At 71.1% G+C, this 17,702-nt stretch carries 17 protein-coding genes; 15 read left to right on the forward strand and 2 right to left on the reverse strand.

Annotation, left to right across the window (positions count from 1 at the left end; genetic code table 11):
• Positions 1-4 precede the first annotated feature (4 nt).
• The 3 genes from LO772_RS31255 to LO772_RS31265 all read left to right on the forward strand — a co-directional run bounded on the left by LO772_RS31255 (position 5) and on the right by LO772_RS31265 (position 3,342).
• Entirely contained in the window at positions 5-808 is an 804-nt protein-coding gene (locus LO772_RS31255; protein ID WP_231775386.1) for an enoyl-CoA hydratase/isomerase family protein, read from the forward strand.
• Between the two features lie 133 nt (positions 809-941).
• A complete protein-coding gene (locus LO772_RS31260) occupies positions 942-2,090 on the forward strand; it encodes an acyl-CoA dehydrogenase family protein (protein ID WP_231775387.1) in 1,149 nt (382 codons plus the stop codon).
• 70 nt (positions 2,091-2,160) lie between these two features.
• Positions 2,161-3,342 (forward strand): acyl-CoA dehydrogenase family protein, encoded by a 1,182-nt coding sequence (locus tag LO772_RS31265; protein WP_231775388.1) that lies wholly within the window; start codon positions 2,161-2,163, stop codon positions 3,340-3,342.
• A 131-nt stretch (positions 3,343-3,473) separates the two neighbouring features.
• Here the strand turns inward: LO772_RS31265 and LO772_RS31270 are convergent, their stop codons facing one another.
• The gene (locus tag LO772_RS31270) at positions 3,474-4,280 is read right to left on the reverse strand and encodes a FadR/GntR family transcriptional regulator (RefSeq protein WP_231775389.1); all 807 of its coding nucleotides are present in this window, start codon (positions 4,278-4,280) and stop codon (positions 3,474-3,476) included.
• A 459-nt stretch (positions 4,281-4,739) separates the two neighbouring features.
• On the opposite strand from LO772_RS31270, the gene LO772_RS31275 reads away from it, so the two are divergent.
• The 5 genes from LO772_RS31275 to LO772_RS31295 all read left to right on the forward strand — a co-directional run bounded on the left by LO772_RS31275 (position 4,740) and on the right by LO772_RS31295 (position 8,687).
• Entirely contained in the window at positions 4,740-6,041 is a 1,302-nt protein-coding gene (locus LO772_RS31275; protein WP_231775390.1) for a phenylacetate--CoA ligase family protein, read from the forward strand.
• On the forward strand, positions 6,041-6,736 hold the full coding sequence (locus LO772_RS31280) for a hypothetical protein (RefSeq protein ID WP_231775391.1): 696 nt from the start codon (positions 6,041-6,043) through the stop codon (positions 6,734-6,736). Before LO772_RS31275 ends, LO772_RS31280 begins: the two co-directional genes overlap by 1 nt.
• Complete coding sequence (locus tag LO772_RS31285) at positions 6,733-7,302, forward strand: nuclear transport factor 2 family protein (RefSeq protein WP_231775392.1); 570 nt, start codon at positions 6,733-6,735, stop codon at positions 7,300-7,302. The genes LO772_RS31280 and LO772_RS31285 overlap by 4 nt, the downstream gene beginning before the upstream one ends.
• Before the next feature lie 109 nt (positions 7,303-7,411).
• Positions 7,412-8,323, forward strand: a complete 912-nt coding sequence (locus tag LO772_RS31290) for an SDR family oxidoreductase (RefSeq protein ID WP_231775393.1) — start codon at positions 7,412-7,414, stop codon at positions 8,321-8,323.
• A 226-nt stretch (positions 8,324-8,549) separates the two neighbouring features.
• The gene (locus tag LO772_RS31295) at positions 8,550-8,687 is read left to right on the forward strand and encodes a hypothetical protein (protein ID WP_231775394.1); all 138 of its coding nucleotides are present in this window, start codon (positions 8,550-8,552) and stop codon (positions 8,685-8,687) included.
• Positions 8,688-8,979: 292 nt separating this feature from the next.
• On the opposite strand, the gene LO772_RS31300 is transcribed toward LO772_RS31295, so the two are convergent.
• On the reverse strand, positions 8,980-10,047 hold the full coding sequence (locus LO772_RS31300) for an amidohydrolase family protein (RefSeq protein ID WP_231775395.1): 1,068 nt from the start codon (positions 10,045-10,047) through the stop codon (positions 8,980-8,982).
• Positions 10,048-10,158: 111 nt separating this feature from the next.
• Between LO772_RS31300 and LO772_RS31305 the strand changes: the two genes are divergently transcribed.
• The 7 genes from LO772_RS31305 to LO772_RS31335 all read left to right on the forward strand — a co-directional run bounded on the left by LO772_RS31305 (position 10,159) and on the right by LO772_RS31335 (position 17,700).
• Complete coding sequence (locus tag LO772_RS31305; protein WP_231775396.1) at positions 10,159-10,602, forward strand: Zn-ribbon domain-containing OB-fold protein; 444 nt, start codon at positions 10,159-10,161, stop codon at positions 10,600-10,602.
• On the forward strand, positions 10,599-11,747 hold the full coding sequence (locus tag LO772_RS31310; protein ID WP_331717289.1) for a thiolase family protein: 1,149 nt from the start codon (positions 10,599-10,601) through the stop codon (positions 11,745-11,747). The genes LO772_RS31305 and LO772_RS31310 overlap by 4 nt, the downstream gene beginning before the upstream one ends.
• A 41-nt stretch (positions 11,748-11,788) precedes the next feature.
• Positions 11,789-13,081, forward strand: a complete 1,293-nt coding sequence (locus tag LO772_RS31315; RefSeq protein ID WP_231775398.1) for an acyl-CoA dehydrogenase family protein — start codon at positions 11,789-11,791, stop codon at positions 13,079-13,081.
• Positions 13,078-14,217, forward strand: a complete 1,140-nt coding sequence (locus LO772_RS31320) for an acyl-CoA dehydrogenase family protein (RefSeq protein WP_231775399.1) — start codon at positions 13,078-13,080, stop codon at positions 14,215-14,217. Before LO772_RS31315 ends, LO772_RS31320 begins: the two co-directional genes overlap by 4 nt.
• 265 nt (positions 14,218-14,482) lie before the next feature.
• The gene (locus LO772_RS31325; protein ID WP_231775400.1) at positions 14,483-15,922 is read left to right on the forward strand and encodes an OB-fold domain-containing protein; all 1,440 of its coding nucleotides are present in this window, start codon (positions 14,483-14,485) and stop codon (positions 15,920-15,922) included.
• Between the two features lie 10 nt (positions 15,923-15,932).
• The gene (locus tag LO772_RS31330; RefSeq protein ID WP_231775401.1) at positions 15,933-17,141 is read left to right on the forward strand and encodes an acetyl-CoA acetyltransferase; all 1,209 of its coding nucleotides are present in this window, start codon (positions 15,933-15,935) and stop codon (positions 17,139-17,141) included.
• A 52-nt stretch (positions 17,142-17,193) separates the two neighbouring features.
• The gene (locus LO772_RS31335) at positions 17,194-17,700 is read left to right on the forward strand and encodes a PaaI family thioesterase (protein WP_231775402.1); all 507 of its coding nucleotides are present in this window, start codon (positions 17,194-17,196) and stop codon (positions 17,698-17,700) included.
• Positions 17,701-17,702 lie beyond the last annotated feature (2 nt).

Here is a 17,702-nt window from a genome sequence, read left to right on the forward strand (position 1 = left end):
TCCGGTGACCGACGCTTCCACTTCCGCCGCAACACCCGCGCTCACCAGCGAGATACGCGACCGTGTCGCGGTGCTCACCCTCAACCGGCCGGACAAGCTCAATGCCATCGGCGCGCCCGTACTGGACGCGCTGGAGGCCGAACTCGACCGGCTGCGCGACGACGACCGGGTCCGGGCACTGGTGATCGCCGGGGCCGGCCGGGCCTTCTCCGCCGGCGCCGACCTCGACGAGATCGACCGCTGCACGGGCCCGTACGACTTCCGGGCCTTCGTCCACCGGATGACCGATGTCTACGACCAGGTCCAGGAGTTCCCCAAGCCGTCCGTGGCCGCCATCCACGGTTTCGCCTTCGGGGGCGGGCTCGAACTGTCGCTCGCGTGCGACCTTCGGGTGGCAGGACGAGGCGCCCGGCTGGGAGTGCCCGAGATGAAGCTCGGCGTCCTTCCCGGAGCGGCGGGGACGCAGCGCCTGCCGCGCCTCATCCCACCGGGCATCGCCAAGCAGATGATCCTCACCGGCGAACCGCTCGGCGCGGAACGGGCGCACGCCGTCGGCCTGGTCAACGCACTCGCCCCCGACGACAACGTGTTGGCCGCGGCACGCGAACTCGCCGGCCTGCTGGCCGCGGGCGCGCCCCGCGCACTCGCGGCGGGCAAGCAACTCGTCGACCGCGGACCGGGAATGGACCTGGCCGCCGGGATCGCCTACGAACGCGAGACGGTGTCGGTGCTGTTCTCCACCCAGGACCGCGAGGAAGGGCTGAAGGCCTTCAAGGAGCGGCGCCCACCGCGATTCACCGGCCGGTGACCGCCCGCACGGTGTGACCGCGAGCCGCACGCCTCAGCCCAACACAGCCCAACACAGCCCAACACAGCCCAACACAGCCCAACATCGGTGTCAGCACAGGGGATCACGCCCCGTTGGTCCCGAAGGGACACGCATGGAACTCACCTTCACCGACGAGCAGGAAGAACTGCGCAAGACCGTACGCGCCTTCTTCGCCAGGCACGCCACCGAGGCCGACGTGCGCCGCCTCGCCGCCGACGACCTCGGCCACGACCCCGCCGTCTGGCGCCGCATGGGTGAGGAGCTGGGCCTTCAGGGCCTGGCCGTTCCCGAGGAGTACGGAGGCGCGGGCTTCGGCTACGTCGAGTTGGGGATCGTCTGCGAGGAGGCCGGCCGGGCACTCCTGTGCGGACCGTACTTCGCCTCCGTGGCCTTGGGCGCCGAAGCCCTGATCCGCGCCGGCGACGACCAGGCCGCGCGAGACCTGCTCCCCGGCATCAGCGTCGGCACCACCATCGCCACCCTGGCCCTCACCGAGGACGAGGGCCGCTGGGACGAGGCCGGCGTCCGGATGGCCGCCACCCTCTCCGGCGACACCTGGACTCTCACCGGAACGAAGACATACGTCCCCGACGGCCACATCGCCGACCTGCTGCTCGTCGCGGCCCGCACCGACACCGGGATCAGTCTGTTCGCCGTCGAGGCCGAGGCCGAGGCCGAGGCCGGGGCCGGCGCCGGGGCCGGGGGCGTCACGCGCACACTGCTGCCGGCCCTGGACCAGACCCGCAGGCAAGCGCGCGTCGACTTCGACGGAGCCCGCGCCCGGCTCATCGGCCGCGAGGGCGCGGCCTGGCCGGTGATCGAAGGCACCCTCGCCACCGCGGCGATCCTGCTCGCCGCGGAACAGGTCGGCGGTGCCTCCGCCGCCCTGGACGCCGCCGTCGAGTACGCCAAGGTCAGGGTGCAATACGGCCGGGCGATCGGTTCCTTCCAAGGCGTCAAGCACCGGTGCGCGGACATGCTCACCGCGATCGAGTCGGCCCGTTCGGCGGCGTACGGCGGCCTGTGGGCGCTCGCGTCGGGCAACGCGGCCGAGCTGGGCGTCGCGGCGGCGCTCGCCAAGGTCTCCTGCTCCGAGACCTTCACCGAGGTGGCGGGCGGCAACATCCAGGTGCACGGGGCGATCGGCTTCACCTGGGAGCACCCGGCACACCTGTACTTCAAGCGCGCCAAGAGTTCCGAGGTGCTGCTCGGCACACCGGCGTACCACCGGGAGCTGTTGGCCGCCGGGCTCGGATTCTGATCCCGTCCGGCGGACAGTCGGCAGCGGACGGCGCGCAGTGCACGACGCGACACGAGAGGCGACGCAAACGATGGAGCTGGACTTCGGATCGGCGGTGGCCGACTTCCGCGACGAAGTACGTACCTGGCTGGACGAGCACCTGGTCGGCGAGTTCGCCGAACACCGCGGTGTGGGCGGTCCCACCGACGGCGAGGCATGGGACATCAGGCTGGCCTGGGACCGTGAGCTGGCCTCAGGCGGTTGGCTGGGCATCGGCTGGCCCAAGGAGTACGGCGGGCGCGGTCTGGGCTTGCTGGAGGAGATCGTCTTCGAATACGAGTACGCCCGCTCGGGAGCGCCGTACCGGGCGACCGGCAACGCCCTGGACCTGCTCGGCCCCATGCTCGTGGCGATGGGCAGCGAGGCCCAGAAACAGCGGTTCCTGCCGCGCATCCTGGCCGTCGAGGAGCTGTGGGGCCAGGGGTTCAGCGAACCCGGCGCGGGCTCCGACCTGGCATCCGTGCGTACCCGTGCCGAACTCGACGGCGACGCGTGGGTCATCAACGGGCAGAAGGTGTGGACCACGTTCGGCATGCACGCGCACTGGCTGTACGTGCTCGCCCGGACCGAACCCGGATCGCGGCGGCACAAGGGGCTGAGCATGCTGCTCGTCCCCACCGATCAGCCCGGTGTGGAGATCCGCCCCATCCGCAGCCTCGCGGGGCAGGACGAATTCGCCGAGGTGTTCTTCACCGACGCGCGGACCTCGGTGGATCTCGTCGTGGGTGAGGTGGGCCAGGGCTGGCGCACCGCGATGGGCACCCTGGGCATCGAACGCGGGTCCACGCTGCTGCCGCTGCAGCTCACCTTCGAGCGCGAGATGGACGCGTTGCTCCGCCAGGCCCGGGAACAGGGAGCCCTCACCGACCCGATGCTGCGCCGGCGCATCCTGGACGCCTGGATGTCGGTGCGCATCATGCGGACCACGAACCTGCGTACGGTCGCCGAGCTGCTGGGCGGGCGCACTCCCGGCGCGCAGGCCACCACGGCGAAGCTGTACGCGTCGACGAACCACCAGCGCATGGGCCACCTGGCGATGGAAATCGCCGGTGCGGCCGGGCAGTTGGTCCAAGACGGGTACGGACTCGACACTCGCCAGCGGTCGTTCCTGATCTCGCTCGCCGAGACGATCTACGGCGGGGCGAGCGAGATTCAGCGGAACATCATCGGCGAGCAGGTCCTCGGGCTCCCCAAGGACCCGCGGCCGGCGTGACCCCGCGCGAGCATGCTCCCGTGCGAGGAGGCCGCGTCGCGCATGCCGGGTCGGTCGGTGCGCGCGGGCGGTGTCCGTCGCCGTTCCCGGGGCGTCCGGTCCCGGAAGCGTGCGCGCGGGTCACACGTGGATCAGCCGAGCAGGTCGAGCACCGTCTTGGCGTCGGCGGCGTTGACGACATCGTCGGTGGCGGTGATGTGGCGGTGGAACAGCTTCTGGGCTTCGTCTCCCTTGCCGGCCTCGATCAGGTCGACCAGCTTGGCGTGGGCGCGGTGGCCCTTGCGCGCCTGGGCCGCGTGCTCGGGATCGGCGCCGTCCGTGGCGACGTGCGAGGCGTTGGCGCGGTCGACGATGTAGCGCAGGATGCCCGTGAGAAGGATGAGGGATTGGTTGCCGGTGAGCTCCACAAGCAGCGCGTGGAACGCGTCCTGCGCGTCGACCAGGGCCATCGGGTCGTCGAGCGCGGCCTGCTCGGCCTCCACCGCGGCGCGCAGTCGACGGATGTCGGCGGCGGTGTGCTTCTGGGCGAGCATCCGGGCGCAGGCCGGTTCGATGACGGCGCTGGCGCGGTACAGGTCACCCAGCGTGGCGTCCCGATATTCGAGGATCAACCCGGCGTAGCGAGCCGCCACTTCGAGGTCGGGGGCGTTGACTCGCGCGCCGCCGTGCACCCCGCGCCGCACGTCGATCAGGGCTTCCGATTCGAGGACGCGGAACGCCTCGCGCAGGGTCGGGCGGGATACGCCGAACTGCTCCATCAGCGAAGACTCGGATGGCAGCGCGTCGCCCGGGGAGAGCTCGCCGCGGATGATCAGGCGCCGCAGGGAGGCCGCGACGAGTTCGGCCGTCTTGGGGACGCGCACCTGCCGCCCCACCCGGGCGCGGCCCGGTGCGGGCAAGTCCGCGATCGGCTTGGCGGATCGGGCTGGCTCGGCCACGGTCGATAGCTCCCCACAGAGGCGGCTGCCTGTCGACGCAGGCGACCGGGGCCCGGTGCCCGGTGCCCCGTGCGTCGCATATGTCGTTTCAGGCAAATGATTTGTCCTAGCACATCCAGCATATCAGGGAGCCGGTTCCCGGAGATTCAGGCCTGCTGTTCGGACGCGTGATGTGGCGTCGTCGCGAACGCTGCCTGCGCGCGGTCCCGGGGCGCGCGGGTCCGCCGCCGGGCGGGTCGGCTGTGCCGCACCGCCGTGCGAAGTGCCGTGAAAACAATCCGGCCTCTAGACTTAACTATCTAACTGATTTAGTTTTACCTTGGGCTTCGCAAAGACGCTCGGGCTCCGCCCCGTCGTCCCCGGCGGTCCGTGCCTTGTGACGACTGCGGCGGCGACAGCCTCACCCCTGCCCCCCAATCGTCGTCACACCACTCGTCACCACTTCGACAAGGAGGCGCCATGTCTGGCCGGAGATACTTCGAGCCGGAAGTGGAGTTGATGCCCCGCCGGGAGATCCAGGCGCACCAGGAGCGTCGCATCCTCGAACTCCTGCCCCGGGCCTACGAGAACTCGCCGTTCTACCGGGAACTTTGGGACGCGCACGGCGTGCGTCCCCGGGACATCGGCTCACTGGACGACTTCCGCGCCCGCATTCCCTTCATCGACAAGGACATGATCCGGGAATTCCGGGCACGCCGCGGCGACTCCTTCGGCGGAATGCTGTGCGTTCCCCGGGAACAGCTGACGTCCATCACCTCCAGTTCGGGCACGACCGGCGATCCGGAGTTCTTCGCCGAGGTGTGGGGGGACGCGCCGCCTTTGGTGACCGCTCAACTTCGGGACCTGTGGGAGATCGGTGTCCGCCCCGGAGACCGGGTCATGAGCCCGGTGGGCACGTTCCGCAACCTCATGGACATGGGCTATCAGGCGCTCGGCGCGGTGGTGGTCACCGCGGACTGCTGGCTGGGGAACATGGCGTCCTTCGTCGAAGCTGTGCGCCGGTGCCGCCCCGCCTACATGCAGCTCATGTACGCCCAAGTGGTCGAACTGGAGCGCCTGTCCGAGACGTGCGACCTGAAGGAGGCGTTCTCGTCGGTCAAGGGCGTCTCGTGCGCGGGCCAGCCGCTCAGCCGGCGGATGCGCGCGATGATCACCGACGAGTGGGGCGTGCAGGTCCACGAGTACACGAGCGCGGCGGACACCGGGACCGCGTGGGAGTGCCGCGAGCGCGATGGCTTCCACCTGTGGGAGGACACCGTCTTCGCCGAATGCGTCGATCCGGACGGCAACGGGGAGGTGCGCGCCGGGCACGTCGGCGAACTGGTCGCCACCGACCTGGACAACGCCGCGGCACCGCTCATCCGGTACCGCAGCGAGGACCTCGTGCGTGTCAGCAAGGAGACGTGCGGGTGCGGCCGTACGCACGCGCGAATGTGGGTCGCGGGGCGGCGCGGCGACGAGACCATCGTCGGCGGACGCCCTGTGGTGCTGCGGGACATCTGGCAGACCGTCGAGGACCACCCCGAGACGTCGGGCGGCGTCTTCCAACTGGTCCGCGGGCAGCGGGAGGTCGAGACGCTGCGTGTGCGCGTGGGCTACGACCCGGCGATCACCGCCGACCTGGCGGAACTGAACGCGCGGCTGGCCACGGCGCTGCGCGAGCGCACCGGCGTCGACCCGGTGCTGGAGCTGTACACCGAGGAGGAGCTGATGCGTACCGCTCGCAGTGTTGCCAAGTTCCCCAGGGTGGTGAAGGACTGATGCGCGCCGACACGCTCGCCGCGGCACGTGAGCTGGACCGTCCGGATGTCGCGTACATCGTTCCTTTCGAGGGGCCCGAGGGCGTCGACGACCACCGGATCACGTGGGCCGATCTCGACCGCGACGCGGCGTGGGCGGAACATCGCCTGAAGGACCTGGGCCTGGGCACGGGCGACACCGTGCTGCTGACCTTCTCGGGTTTCGAAGGCCCCTGGCTGCGGCCGCTGATCGACGCGTCGCGCCGCATCGGCATGACCTACGGCATCGCGGAGGCGATGGGGTGGGACCACGGCCGGACCCGGGTGTTCCAGCGCCAGTTGGATCTCAAGGCCGTGATCGGACTGTCGGCGGCGACCGTGGAGGGGTTGGCCACCACCGCCGCGCTCGACGACGTGTTCCGCGATGTCCCGGTGGTCCTGGCCCGTCCGGACGCCGCGCGTGTACTGCGTGCGGCCGGGGTGGCCGCAGGTGTCTTCGCGCTGTTGGGACCCGCGTTGGCTCTGGAGTGCGCACAGCGCCAGGGCGCGCATGTCGACGCCACACAATGGCAGTTGAGCGAGGAATCCGACGGGCTCGCGATCCGCGGTGTCGGGGAGCGGACGGCGGGGCGGGGAAGGATCGTGGTGCCGGGCAAGGCCCGGATCGTCACCGAGCCGTGTGCGTGCGGCAGTGGCGACCCCCGGGTGCTGCTGTGACACACACCCCGGCGTCCCAGCCCGCCGGGTCTCTCGGCGAACGCGTCGACCGGATCGAGTCGCATCTGGCCATCGGGCAGTTGCCGATCCGGTACGCGATCGCGGTCGATTCCCGGGACCTCGACGCGTGGACCGGGTGCTTCGAGCCGGACGTGGACATGGGTCGCCGAGGGCGGGGCCGCGAGGTGCTTCGCGCCCACATCGAACCGCTGGTGCGCGGCTTCTACCGGTCCGTCCACCAGATCTGCGGTCACCGCGTCGAGTTCACCGACCGGGACCACGCGACAGGCACGGTCTACTGCCGGGCCGAGCACGAGGTCGGCGAGCGGTGGATCGTCATGGCGATCCGCTATCTCGACGACTACGTGCGCGTCGACGGGGAGTGGTTCTTCGCCCGCCGGCGGGAGGAGCACTGGTACGCCGCCGACGTGACCGAGCGACCCCAGGCGGTCGGTTTCAGCGGATGGGAGGGCGCCGGAGAGCCGCCGCTCCCTGGCCGGTTCCCGTCGTGGGACGCGTTCTGGGCGGACGACGCGTCGCTCGACGGCCTCACCGGCATGCCGTGAGGCCCGGGCCTCCGCGGCGCGAGCCGCGAACACCAACCGCGGCCGTCCCGGCGCCGGGGCGACCGCACGAACACATCCGGTGGCCGAGCCACCGGCAAGGAGGCACACCATGTCCGACAGGCTGTGCGAAGGCCGAGTCGTGGCCATCACCGGAGCCGGGAACGGCCTCGGGCGCGCGCACGCGCTCGCGTTCGCGGCGCACGGCGCCAAGGTTGTCGTCAACGACCTGGGCGGCGGCCGGGACGGCGACGGCGCCTCGGCGGGACCGGCCCAGCGGGTGGTGGACGAGATCCGTGCCGCGGGCGGCGAGGCGGTCGCGAACACCGACGACATCTCGACCTGGGATGGCGCCGGACGCCTGGTGGCCCAGGCGGTCGACACCTTCGGCGACCTCGACGTGCTGGTCAACAACGCCGGGATCCTGCGCGACCGGATGATCGTGTCGATGACCGAGCGCGACTGGGACAGCGTCCTGGCCGTGCACCTCAAGGGCACCTTCGCGACGCTGCACCACGCCGCCAACCACTGGCGGCGGCGTGCCAAGGAAGGCCACGCGGTGGACGCGCGGGTCATCAACACCTCGTCGCCGTCGGGCCTGTTCGGCAACCCGGGGCAGGGCAATTACGGGCCGGCCAAGGCCGGCATCGCCAGCCTGACCGTGATCGCCGCGGCGGAACTGGCGCGTTACGGGGTCACCGTCAACGCGGTCGCGCCGACGGCCATGACCCGGCTCACCGAGGACATCGAGATGATGAGGCAGGCGGCGGAGGCCACCGACCTCACCCCCGAGGCCATCTCCCCTCTGGTCGTGTGGCTCGGCTCGGCGCGGTCGAAGGACGTCACGGGCCGCGTCTTCGGCGCGATGGGCAACCGCTTCACGGTGCTGGAGGGCTGGGTCAACGGCCCGTCCGTCGACAGCGAGACCCGCTGGAACCCGGAGGACCTGACGGGGGTCCTTCCGGACGTGGTCGCCAAGGCGGCTCCGAACGCCGACACGATGGGCAATCGCCCCGGGGCATGACCCGGAGGCGAGGCCGACCGGCGACCGCGGCGCTGCATCACGAGACGGGAGACAGGAAGCGATGGGCACGAAGGCCGGCGAAGTGGACAGGAGCGACGGAACGGTCCGGCCCGCGACACGGATGGACGCCGTGGTCGACCGGGACGCCGACGGATAGTGGCACGCCGGCCTTCGGTACGAACTCGACGGTGAGGTCTGGGTCTGCGAACCCGACCCACGAGGGCGTATGGAACTCGGTCCGATTCCCAATCCGCAACAGGAGGGGCGCATCCGGCGCCTGGCGGAAAAGCGCGGGATCGACCTCTGGATGGCCTGGGGTGAGACGGTGCCCGAGAACGGGGACACCCGTGTGAGCACCGGCTGATCCCGGCGTCGTCACCCGCTCGCCGGTGGCGAGTCGCCGTGGACCGGGAGAGGTCGCGCGGCGGACGGGACAGCTGATGCCTCGGTGTCCGAGGACACGCGGGCGACGGACAACACGGAGTGGTCCCACGGCCCGAGCGGGCCATGGGACCACTCCGCGTTGTCCGTGGGGAGCGGGTCGTCGTCCTCCCTACAGGGAAGTGGCGGATCCGAATCCGGATCCGCCACTTCCCTGAGCCAGAGCCGATGCACCGTCTCCGCCGCGGCGGTGCATCGGCCCGTACCACCGTCCGCTACGGCGCCACCCGCTCCGGGACCGTGAACAGCTCGTTGAACGCACCGTGGGTGATGCGGTCGCGGATGTCGTCCGGGACACCTTCGAACAGGCCCCGGAGGGTTTCCTGGGTGTGCCCGTAGGTTCCTTCCAGGTGGGGGTAGTCGTCGCCCCACATCACGTTGCGGTAGCCGGTGGAGCGGACGATGTCCACGGCACTGGCGTCGTGCTGGAAGGACGCGTACACCTGCTCGCGGATGATCTCGCTGGGCAGCCGGCTGAGCTTGGGGCGTACGAAGATGCCGTGCTGGCGGTACGCCTCGTCCATGCGGTCCGCGATCGCCGGCAGCCAGGAGGCGCCGCCTTCCGCGATGAGGACCTTCAGGCCGGGGTGCCGGTCCAGGGCGCCTCCGGCGACCATGTGCGACACGACCCGCATGCCGGGGTACGTGGTCTCGACGAAGTTGACCACGGCGCCGCCGGGGCCGCGGTAGACGACGGTGTCGCCGCCGGTACCGATGTGGAAGGCCAGCACCAGGCCCGCCCGCTCGGCGGCCGTCCACACCGGCTCCCAGCGGTCCAGGCCGTATTCCTCGCCTTCCCGGGTCTGGGTGGGCAGGAAGACGGCCTGGAAGCCGAGTTCGGCGACGCGCTCCACCTCGGCCACGGCGTCGTCGATGTTCGCCATCGACAGGCACGCGGGTGTGAGAATTCGGTCGGTCTTCCCCATGATCTCCGAGTGCGCCCAGTCGTTCCACGTCCGGACGACCTCGCGCGCCAGCTCGCGGTCCTGGATCAGCACGGACCAGAACCCCATAGAGGGGAAGGCCAGTTGGCCCCAGACGCCTTCCTTGTCCAGGTCGGCGAGCCGCACGGACAGGTCACGCGCGCCCGGGGGGCGAATGGCGTCCATCATGTCGTTGAGCTGACGGCTGACCTGGCCGCCGTCGATGTAGAGCACTTCGAAGCGGTCGCCGCGCTCGCTGCGCGGGGCCCGTTCCGCGAGGCTCTTCGGCAGGGCCTGGAGCCACAGGTCGTCGGGTTCTAGCACATGTGAGTCGGCGGAGTTCGCCCAGATCTCGGTCACGGTTTCCTCCCTGTAGATACGACTAACTATTTTACATGTCTACCTATATCTGGGTAGCCTGTCCCGCAGATGACATCACCGGGCCCGGCCCGGAGGGAAAGGAGCCAGTCGATGACGGCACCCAAACCCGTCGCGGAAGATCTGTTCACCTGGCCCTCGGACGAGCCCCGGCTCATCGGCTCCGAATGCGCAGACTGCTCCCTGATCAGCTTCCCGGCCACCGACCACTGCGTGCGCTGCGGCGGAAGCGACGCGCGCCGTCGTCTGCTGTCCAACCGCGGCACGCTGTGGACGTTCACCACCCAGGGCTTCCGCCCACCCTCGCCGCCTTACGACGCGACCGACCTCGACAGCTTCGAGCCGTACTCGGTGGGCTACATCGACCTGCCGGGCGAAGTCGTGGTCGAGGCCAGGCTCACCGAGCCCGACCCGGCGAAGCTGGCGATCGGCCGGCCCATGCGGATGGTGGTGACCCCGTACACGGTCGCGGAAGACGGCACGGAGACCCTGACGTTCGCCTTCGCCCCCGAGGACGACGCGGCGGAGGAGGCGTGATGGAAGCGGTCATCATCGGGGTCGGCCTGCACCCCTTCGGACGGTTCCCGGGCAAGTCCGCCATGGACATGGGCACCGAGGCCACCCGGCTCGCGCTCGCCGACGCGGGTGTCACCTGGCCCCAGGTGCAGGCCGGCTACGTCGGCAGCCTGGAGGTCGCCAACCCCGACGCCATCATCGGCCGCCTCGGCCTGACCGGGATCCCGCTGCGCGGCGTCTTCAACGGGTGCGCGACCTCGGGCACCGCGCTGTCGATGGCCGCCCGTGCGATCGAGACCGGCGAGCACGACATCACCGTCGCGATCGGCCTCGACAAGCACCCGCGCGGTGCGTTCGCCGCCGACCCCTCCGTCGCGGGCATCCCGAACTGGTACGGCCAGACGGGCTTGTTCATCACCACGCACTTCTTCGGTATGAAGATCAACCGCTACATGCACGACCACGGGATCACCGAGGCGACCTTGGCCAAGGTCGCGGCGAAGAACTTCCGCAACGCGTCGCTCAACGACAAGGCGTGGCGGCGGACGCCGCTCAGCGAGCAGGAGATCCTCGCCTCGCCGGTGCTCAATCACCCGCTGCGCCAGTTCATGTACTGCGGCCCCGACGAGGGCGCCGCCGCGATCGTGCTGTGCCGGGCCGATCAGGCGCACAAGTACACGTCGACGCCGATCCGCGTACGGGCCGGTGTCCTGCGCAGCCGCCGCCTCGGCGCCTTCGAGGTGCAGAGCCCGGCGTTCCCGGTCGGCGAGCACGCTCCCAGCCCGACCGTCGACGCCTCCCGGGCGGCCTACGAGGCGGCGGGCATCGGGCCGGAGGACGTCGACGTCGCCCAGCTCCAGGACACGGACTCCGGCTCGGAGATCATCCACATGGCCGAGAACGGCCTGTGCAAGGACGGAGAGCAGGAGCGCCTGATCGCGGAGGGCGCGACCGAGATCGGCGGCCGACTGCCGGTCAACACCGACGGCGGCCTGCTCGGCAACGGCGAACCCATCGGGGCCTCCGGCCTGCGGCAGATCCACGAGCTCGTGCACCAGCTGCGTGGTTCCGCCGGTGCCCGTCAGGTGGCCGGGACGCCGCGGGTCGGCTACGCCCACTTGTACGGCGCCCCCGGCGTGTCCGCGGTGACCATTCTGTCCACCTGACGCCGCACCCGGACGGCCTGACAAGCAAGGAGCGTAGGCCCATGGCCCACGACACCGACGTACCGGATCCGGCCGCCTTCGCCGCCGAGGTCCGGGCCTTCCTCGACGCCCACGCCCGACCGGCCGCCGACCGCGCCGGATTCGTCTGGGGCGAGGGCGATGACCGCGTGGCCTATTTCAGCAGCGATCCGCCCGAGGTCGAGCAGGCCGCGACCCAGGCGGCGCGGGACTGGCAGCGCACGCGGTACGAGAACGGCTTCGGCTGGATCACCGGTCCGAAGGAGTACGGCGGGCGCGGCCTCACCCCGGTGCACGACATGGTCTACGACGCTGTCGAGGCGGAGTACGACGTCCCCGACACCGGCGTGCTCGCCGTGGTCGGCCTGGGCATGATCGGGCCGACCATCCTGGCTCACGCCCGGCAGCACATCAAGGACCACTGGCTCCCGGCGATGTACCGGGGAGACGCCATCGCCTGCCAGCTCTTCAGCGAGCCCGACGCCGGCTCCGACCTCGCGAGCGTGCAGACGCGCGCAGTGCGGGACGGTGACACGTGGGTGCTCAACGGGCAGAAGGTGTGGACGTCGGTGGCCCACCACAGCCGCATCGGCGTGGCTCTGACGCGCACCAACCCGGACGCCCCGAAGCACAAGGGCATCACCGCGTTCCTCGTCGACATGACCACGCCCGGTGTCGAGGTCCGACCGCTCCGTCAGATGACCGGCGGCGCCGACTTCAACGAGGTTTTCCTCACCGACGTCCGGGTGCCGGACGACCACCGCCTCGGCGAGGTCGACGGCGGCTGGACGGTGGCGCTGACCACGCTGATGAACGAGCGGGCCACGGTCGGCAACGAGGGGGCCGGGCCGGTGGCCGCCGCGCTGTCGCCGGAACGGCTGGCCGCTCTGCTGAGGGCGACCTGGACCCTGGACGACCACGCGGTGCGCGCTCGGCTGGCCGACCTGCTGGCCGACATCAAGGCCACCGAGGCGCTCAACGCGCGAGCGATGCGCTCGCTGCGGGCCGGCCACTCGCCCGGGCCCGAGATGTCGGTCTCCAAGCTGATGTACGGCCAAAACCTCACGCGCGCCGCGCACTTCGTCACCGACGTGCTCGGCCCCAGTGCGGTCGCGGACACCGGGCAGTGGGGAACGTATGCCTGGTCGGAGTTGCTGTTGGCCACGCCCGCGCTGCGCATTCTCGGCGGAACCGAGGAGATCATGAAGAACATCCTCGCGGAGCGGGTGCTCGGTCTGCCCAAGGAGCCCGGCATCGACACCAAGTCCCCGTTCCGGGAACTGCGCGGCGTGCGGACCAAGGAAGGATCGGCATGACGGTCGTCGGGACCTCCCATGAGGAGCTTGAGGAACTGCGTGCGGCGGTGCGCTCGTTCCTGGAGGCCAAGTCCTCCGAGGAAGCCGTGCGCAAGGCCGCGGAGACGGAACTGCGGTACGACCCGCAGGTGTGGGCGCAAATGGCCGAGCAACTGCGGCTGCCCGGCCTGATCGTGCCGGAGGAGTACGGCGGCGACGGCTTCGGTCAGGTCGCGCTCGGGGTGGTGCTGGAGGAGGCAGGCCGCGCACTGCTGTGCTCACCGTTGTTCGCCACGGTCGTCCTGGCCGCGCAGGCTCTCCTGGCCTCCGGCGACCACGAGGCCTGTGCGCGCCACCTGCCCGGCATCGCGGCCGGCCGGACCACCGCCGCCCTGGCGGTGGCGGAGGACAGCGGCGCGTGGGATCCGGTGCAGATCCGCACGCGGGCGGTTCGGGCCCAAGAGGACGGCTCCAACGGCTGGGAGCTCACCGGGAGCAAGTCGTTCGTGGTCGACGGCGCGTCCGCCGAACTGCTGCTGGTGATCGCGCGCACCACGGCCGGCCCGTCGCTGTTCGCGGTGGACGGGAAGGCCCCCGGGGTCACCGCCGAGGCGATGGAGACGTTGGACGCCACGCGGGCCATGGCCCGGCTCCGCCTCGATGCGGCGCCGGCGACGCTGGTGGGCACCGACGGCGCCGGCGGCCGGCTGATGGCGCGCGTCCTCGACTCGGCGGTGGTCGGTCTGGCCGCCGAGCAGGTCGGCGGAGCGGGTCGCTGCCTGGACGCGAGTGCCGAATACGCGCGCACCCGCACGCAGTTCGGCCGTGCCATCGGCACCTTCCAGGCCGTGAAGCACAAGTGCGCCGACATGCTCGTCCAGGTGGAACTGGCCCGCGCCGTCGCCCGTGAGGCGGCCCGGATCGCCGACGAGGGAGGGGAGCCGGGCGAGTTCGCCGCCACGGCCGCGGCGGCCCATGTGTACTGCTCGCGCGCCTTCATGTCCGCCGCGATGGAGAACATCCAGGTGCACGGCGGCATCGGGTTCACCTGGGAGCACCCGGCACACCTGTACTTCCGCCGGGCGAAGTCCTCGCAGTTGATGTTCGGCGGGCCGTCCGCGCAACACGAGCGCTTCCTCGAACGCCTCGGAATCTGAGACGCACGCGGCATGCCGCGCGTCCGGGGGTCCGCCGTATGAGGGCGGGCCCCCGATTCCGCGTGCGCGCGATTCGCCCGGGCGCCCGCCCCGTGTGATCCGGTCGACATGCCACACCCCGTGCATCGATTGCAAATATAGTATAATTATGTAACTGTATTTAGCGGTGGGAGTGGTCCACGGCATGCTCCGGGGCGCTCGCATCGCCTTGCCCGGCAACGCCATTGCCCGACCACCATTGCCCGACACTGATGAGGAGGTCCCGATGGGTGGCCTGATCGCCTACGGCGCATACATCCCGCATCACCGGCTGCGCCGCGCGGAGATCGGCACGGTTCTGCGCTCCGGCGGTGGTCGCGGGACCAGGTCGGTCGCCTCGTACGACGAGGACACCACCTCCCTGGGGGTGGAAGCGGCCCGGACCGCCCTCAGCGGACTGCCCTCGGGCCACCTGCCCCGGCAACTGCTGTTCGCTTCCACGGCCCCCGCGTACACCGACAAGACCAATGCGACCGCCATCCACGCCGCGCTCCGGCTGGAGCAGGCGGCGCCGGCCTCCGACCTGTGCGGCGCGGTCCGGTCGGGCTTCGCGGCGCTCACCGCCGCCCAGGACTCCCCGGTTCCCACGCTCGCCGTGTTGTCGGACATCCGCGGAGGACTGCCGTCCGGCGTCGACGAGCGCGACGGCGGTGACGCCGCGGCGGCGTTCCTGTTCTCCGGCCACGGGGAGAACGCCTCCGGTGCCCCGGTGATCGCCGAGGTGCTGGGCCGGGCCTCCGCGGTCTCGGAGTTCCTGGAGCGCTGGCGCCTGCCCGGCGCCGCGTCCTCGCGGACCTGGGAGGAGCGCTTCGGCGAGCAGACCTATCTCCCCCTCGCCGACGCGGCGTTCGCCGAGGCCTTGAAGCAGGCCGATGTCACACCTGACCGGATCGACCACCTCATCGTCGCCGGCACCCACACCCGGGCCGTGCGGGCCGCCGCCGCGCGCACCGGCGTGCCGCGCGAGGCCTGGGTCGACGACCTGGCCGACACCATCGGCAACCCCGGCACCGCCCAGGTGGGCGTCGTGCTCGCGGACGTCCTGGACCGCGCCCGGCCCGGTGCCGTCATCGCCGTGCTGCTGCTCACCGACGGTGTGTCGGTCATGGTCCTGCGCGCGACGGACGCTCTCGAGGAACGCCGGTCCACCTACCCGGTCGCCGAGCAGATCGCCGCCGGCGACGACGCGCTGCCGTACGCCTCGTACCTGACCTGGCGGGGACTGCTGGACCGCGAGCCGCCGCGCCGCCCGGACCCCGAACCGCCTTACGCGCCACCGTCGTTCCGCACCGCCGCGTGGAAGTACGCTCTCGTGGCCGGGCGTTGCCCCTCATGCGGGACCCGGCACCTGCCGCCGGCCGACGTGTGCCGCGACTGCCACCACACCGGCCTCATGGAGCCGGAGCCGCTGGCCGACACCCCGGCCACCGTTGCGACGTTCACCGTCGACCACCTCGCCCACTCGCCGAACCCCCCGACCGTGATGGTCGTGGCCGACTTCGACGGCGGCGGCCGACTCCGCTGCGAACTCACCGACGCCGCACCCGACTCCGTCGGCATCGGCGACCGGGTCGAGATGACCTTCCGGCGCACCCGTACGGCCGGTGGCATTCACAACTACTTCTGGAAGGCCCGGCCCGCGCGCCGTGCCGCCGTACAAGGCTGAGGAGGACAGCGTGGGATCGAACGGCATCCGCGATCGCGTGGCGATCGTCGGCATGGGCTGTACCGCGTTCGGCGAGCACTGGGACCGCTCGGTGGGCAGCATGCTCGTGGAGTCCACCCGGGCCGCCGCGTCATCGGCCGGCATCGAGCCGACCGACGTCGACGCCTTCTGGCTCGGCACCCAGGGCTCCGGTGTCTCCGGCCTGACCCTCAGCCGCGCCCTGCGGATCGGCGACAAGCCGGTCAGCCGCATGGAGAACATGTGCGCGACGGGCTCGGAGTCGCTGCGCAACGCCTGTTACGCGGTGGCCTCGGGTGCGTACGACGTGGCGATGGCGGTCGGCGTGGAGAAACTCAAGGACTCCGGCTACTCCGGCCTGGTCGGCACCTCGGTGCCGGATGACGGCACGGTCGGCATGAACGACATGACCGCCCCGGCGGCCTTCAGCTTGTTGGCTCCGGCGTATGCGGAGCGGTATGGGGTGGATCGGGACGAGCTGAAGGATGTGTTGGCGCGGATCGCGTGGAAGAACCATGTGAATGGTGCGCGGAATTCGCGGGCGCAGTTCCGCAGGGAGGTGCCGGTCGAGCGGATCAAGGCGGCTCCGGCGGTGGCGGGGATGCTGGGGGTGTTCGACTGCTCGGGGGTGTCGGACGGTTCGGCGGCGGCGGTGGTCGTGCGCGCCGAGGACGCGTACCGGTACACCGACCGGCCGATCTTCGTCAAAGCCCTGTCGCTCGTCGCCGGCGCGGCCACCGGCACCTCCGACCCCGACTACGACTTCACCACGTTCCCCGAGGTCGTGACCTCCTCCCGCGATGCCTATCGGCAGGCGGGGGTGACGGATCCGCGTGCGGAGATCGCGATGGCGGAGGTGCACGACTGCTTCACGCCGACGGAGCTGGTGCTGATGGAGGACCTGGGGTTCTCGGGGCGCGGTGAGGGGTGGAAGGACGTGCGGGCGGGGGTATTCGACCTGGGTGGTGAGTTGCCGGTGAACCCGGACGGGGGGCTCAAGGCGTTCGGGCATCCGATCGGGGCGTCGGGGCTGCGGATGATGTTCGAGGCCTGGCTCCAACTGCGCGGCGAGGCCCCGCCCGAGCGGCGCATCTCCTCCCTCGCGGAAGGCCGCAAACTCGCCCTCACCCACAACCTCGGCGGCGCGCCCGGAGAGTGCGTGTCGTTCGTTTCGCTCGTCGGTGCCGAGCCCGGCGCGTGACCGCTGTCCGGTGCCGGCCCGCCGCGCACCGCACGTTCTGGAAGGAGTGCGGATGACCGTCACCGCATCGACCCGACTGTCCGAGCCGGAGCAGCAGCGGCGGCGCGCGTGGTTTCGCGAGCGCTGGGAGCACGGAGTCAGGTTCAACCGCGAGTGCGGGATGCGCGTGGGGCGCTGGGACTCCGACGCCGTCGAGATGACCCTCCCGTACGCCGAGGAACTGTCCGCTCACGAGGGGGTCTTCCACGGAGGGGTCGTCTCGGCCCTGATCGACACGGCCGGCGGCGGAGCCGTCATCGCCGGGCACGACTTCGACAAGGGCAGCAGGCTCAGCACCGTGTCCATGTCGGTGCAGTACCTCCTCCCCGCGATCGGCCCCGAGATCGTGGCCCACGCCCGCTGCGTCCGCCGGGGCAGCCGCACGCACTTCGCCGAGGTCGAGGTGCGCCGTCCCGACGGCCAGGTGTGCGCACGGGGCCAGGTTGTGGTGAACATCGCCGGCGAGCGCCCGGGAGTCGGGGAACCGATCGAGGCGGCACCCGTGAGCCGTCCCCGGTAGGG

The sequence above is a fragment of the Yinghuangia sp. ASG 101 genome (assembly GCF_021165735.1).
Classification (GTDB): Bacteria; Actinomycetota; Actinomycetes; order Streptomycetales; family Streptomycetaceae; genus Yinghuangia.